General features: G+C 46.6%; 2 protein-coding genes. Both read right to left on the bottom strand.

Features of this window, described 5'->3' with window-relative positions; all coding sequences use genetic code 11:
• Nucleotides 1-3,406 (bottom strand): chemotaxis protein CheB (locus QUA23_RS30495; RefSeq protein ID WP_333110697.1); only part of this gene is annotated, 3,406 nt, incomplete at its 3' end.
• 401 nt (nt 3,407-3,807) lie between these two features.
• Nucleotides 3,808-4,304: response regulator (locus QUA23_RS30490; protein WP_333110695.1), on the bottom strand; the 497-nt coding region annotated here is incomplete at its 5' end.

Here is a 4,304-nt window from a genome sequence, read left to right as displayed (position 1 = left end):
GAGTAAACTTAATGGCATTAGACAGAAGATTCCACACAACTTGCTGCAAGCGAGCAGCATCACCTAAAACAGTCGCATCACTCAACTGCGAAACAATTTCAATGTTTTTTGCTGCGGCTGATAATTGAACCACATCGAGCGCAGCTTGCACCACCACAACCAGATCGATCCAATTGATATTAAGAGCCAGCTTCCCATTGGTAATCCTGGCAATATCCAGGATATCTTCGATTAACTGAGATTGCGTCTGCGCGCTGCGCTCGATCACCTCTAGAGCGCGATCCGCTGCTGCTTCCTTAAGCACGCCGGTACGCAGGATGTTTGCCCACCCCAGGATCGGAGTCAGGGGATTGCGGAGTTCGTGGGAGAGATTCGCGAGAAATTCATCTTTAGCACGGTTAGCGGTTTCTGCTTGTTGGCGGGCCAACTGTTCCTGCTCCAATAACTGCGATCGCTCTGTCTCAAACTGCTTGCGCTCTGTGATATCCTCGATCGACAACAGAATCATTAAAGCTCGGTCTTCTCGTTGAAGTTTACAAGCATTGAGCAGCATAGTTTTCTGCCCTATCTGCTCAAAAACGTGTTCCAACTCAAAGTTTTGAAGCTCAACATCACTAACCAGAATATCTTCCAATATCGATCGCAATTCAGGGATATTCCACTGCCCGTTGCCTAGCTCAAACAGCGAACATTTTGTTGTTTCTGACTGTGAAACCTGAAACGTTTTATAGAACGCTCGATTTGCTTTATTCACTAGCAAATCAGCATCTAGCGCGACTAAAGGCGTTTGCACAGTTTCCACGATGGTTTCAGCGTAGCTTCGGGCCTCCTCCAAGGTTGTGGCACTGCGTTTAAGAGCATCAATATCGAGCAAAACTATTACCACACCGTCAATCCTGTTTTCCGCTGTGCGGTAAGGACGAATGCGGAGGTTGTACCAATATCCCGATAAAGTTTGAACTTCTTGTTCTTTCGTCTGGAGAGTACGAATCACCTCCAAAATCATCCCTGACAAATCAGGAACATCAAGAGCCGAGCGAATATCGTTAAAAGGCCGTCCAATATCTGTCGGAATCAGATTAAAAACTTCCTGAGCCGTTGGCGTAAATCGTCGAATCTGTAAATCGTTTGCCAGCATTAAGACTGGGATATTAATACTAGCAAGCAAATTTGTCAGATCGTTATTGAGCTGCTGCTGTTCAAAATTTCGATTGCGAAGTTCATCGTTAGTAGTGGTGAGTTCCTCGTTAGTGGCTTGAATCTCTTCTTGGGCAGTTTCTAGCTCCTCATTGGTGCTTTGCAACTCCTCGTTGCTCGATAGGATTTCTTCGTTCGCAATTGTGAGGTCTTGGTTGAGAATTTCCTGCTCTAGGAGCAGCGCTTGCAGATGCGCTTGAGCCGCCATTTTTTCTTCGTTAGCGCTGGCAAGTGCCTGCCTCAGCAGTTTAATTTCAGGATCTAAATCACCTCGATCGGAGCTTTCAGAAGAGAGCGTGCCGAAGTTGAGTGCTCCGGGTAAAGCGTCTTCAAATAGCACCAAAAAATAGCGTGCTGCGGCGGGGTGTGACGGGAACGGTATCACCTCAATATTGACGATATTATATCGTCCCCCCGCTGCCACCGATACCCTTTCTTTCCTAACAGTAACGTTTTGCATTTGTGCCTGAGAAATCGCAGTCCGCAGCTCAACAATCAAGCCTTCTCTTGCCATAGTCAGCAAGTTTAAGTCGGGCGTTCCGGCTGCCACTCTCAAGTAAGGATCGATGTCTCCCCGCACTTGCATGATTTTCATCTGCTCGTTGACAACCACACTTGGTGGGGAATATCGATTCACGATCAGTTGGTCAGTTGCTCGCTGCAAGTCAAAGCTATTTATCAACTTTTCTTCATTCGCTCCCTGCTGTTGAGCAGCTTTAGCGACGGGATAGGAATTCCGCGTAAACGCAAAAGAGGGGCGACTCGCAGTCAACTTTTTCGCATAAACTTTACACTTTTTATCCACTGAAGTAAACAAGTCTGAAAATTTTCCGGTACTCTCAGAAGTGCCTAACAGGAGAAAGCCTGTTGGGTTAAGACTGTAATGAAAAGTCGGCATCACTCTTTTTTGCAATGGCTCTGCCAAGTAGATCATTACATTGCGACAGCTAACTAAATCGACATTGGAAAAAGGCGGGTCGCTGCCTAAGTCTTGTCGGGCAAATACACACAGTTCGCGGACTGCCTTGCAGATTCTATAACCGTCTGCTTGTTCGGCGCGAACAAAGAAGCGAGTACGCCGTTCTGGTGAAACGTCTACCATCTGGTTTTCTAAGTAGAAACCAGACCTCGCTTTGGCGATCGCGTTTTCGCTAATGTCGGTAGCAAAAATCTGGATCGGCGGCTGGGTGATTCGATCGCTCAAAAACTCTAACAAGCACATGGCTATCGAATAAACTTCTTCACCTGTGGAACATCCCGCCACCCAAATCCGAATCGGATCGTTTGCCGATTTATTTTGGGTAATTGTGGGGAAAACCAGCTCTTTTAACTTTTCAAATACTTCGGGATCGCGGAAGAAACTGGTAACGTGGATCAGGATTTCTTCATATAAAGCTTTGACTTCAGCCAAATTTTCTCGGAGGTTTTGGGCGTAATCTTCCAAGCTTTCCAGCTTGTACAACACCATCCGCCGCTGGATGCGCCGAGCGATCGTCGTGGGTTTATAGTGTCTAAAATCAACGCCTGCGCTCGATTTGAGCAGCGCAAAAATAGTTGCCAGGGCATCTGCCTGTTGGGGGGATTCCTCAACTTTTTTCAGAGAAATCGTGGAAGAGAGAAGGGGGCTGCGACTATAATTTGCCAGTTCCTCGGCAATTTTTTCCGGTGGCAGAATGAAATCGACATTCCCTGTGGCAACAGCGGTATTCGGCATACTATCGAATTTTGCCGTGTCTTCACATTGAGCAAAAGTCATGCCTCCGGCTGCTTTTATTGCCCTCAGCCCCTGTGAACCGTCTCCGTCTCCCCCGGATAATACTACGCCGATCGCTTTGTGTCCGCGATCGGTTGCCAATGACGTAAAAAACGCATCTCCCGGCATATATTTGCCATAAACCTTCTCGCGGGGTGATAGTTGCAGCACGCCTTTAGACAGCACCATCTTGGTGTTGGGCGCAATGACGTAGACTTGATTCTGCTCTACAGCCATGCCGTCTTCTGCCTCACTAACAGGCATTTCCGTGACTCTCGCGAGAATCTCGGCGAGCATACTCTTGTGATCGGGCGCTAAATGCTGAATCAGCACAAACGCCATACCCGTATCTGCAGGTAAATTGCTCAGTAACCCCCTAAATGCTTCCAACCCTCCTGCTGAGGCGGCAATCCCAACTATCGGAAAGGGGGCATCGTTTTTTGCTGATGGTTTCATGTCGATGGTAGCTGGCGCGATCTATTATCGTGTATTTTGTGGAAATAAGTTCATAAGATCCACTTAAACCGCACTTATTCGCAGCCAACCAATATCGTCAGCCTCGAACAATGTCATGCGGACTATTGTAATTTCACCTTGAGTTACTCGCATGGTGCAACCGTCTTAAGGATTAGGCGCAGTGTGATAGCGATTATAGGATTTATGTAAAAATACGGAATAAATCTGTTTTTTTATCCTTTTTTTGTCGGCAATTTTTTTTTGCAGAAAAAACAGGTTTCTACGTAATACCAATTTTTTATGATTCCCCATAGAATCCGATCCCCCCTTAATAAGGGGGGGGACAAGATTTTAACTGCCTAATTTAATCTCAAACATCATAAATCTAAACTCCAAAAAAATTAATATCTTCCCGCTAAATTGGCAACTATTAATGCTATTTGATCGGGCTGGACAGGTTTGGATATATGCATTTGAAAACCGGCTTCGATCGCTCTAGAGCGTTCTCGATCGCTCGCATAAGCAGTCAGGGCAACGGCTGGGATTTCTCCTCCGGCTTCTGCTGCAAGAGCTCGCACTTCTCGAATTAAGAAATACCCATTATCCTCTGGCATTCCGATATCCGAGATTAGTACGTCATATCTGCCGGGGTTTTCCTTCATAGCAACGAGCGCACTTCTGGCAGATTCCACCGTCGAAACCTCCGCCCCGTAGCTTTCTAGCACAAATTCTAAGAGTTCCCGGGTATCGATCTGATCGTCTACAACTAAAACGTGCAAGCCTTCGAGAGACGGGACGGTATCATTTGAGGGGTTTAAAGACCCTACCAAAACAGTTGACTTTAAATTGATTGCCGAAGTCAACTCTTGAGGCAACAATCGCAACGGCAATCTCACAG

This window comes from Microcoleus sp. Pol1C5 (assembly GCF_036701115.1).
In the GTDB taxonomy this organism is placed as follows: Bacteria; Cyanobacteriota; Cyanobacteriia; order Cyanobacteriales; family Microcoleaceae; genus Microcoleus.
This window is presented reverse-complemented; position numbering and strand designations above follow the sequence as displayed.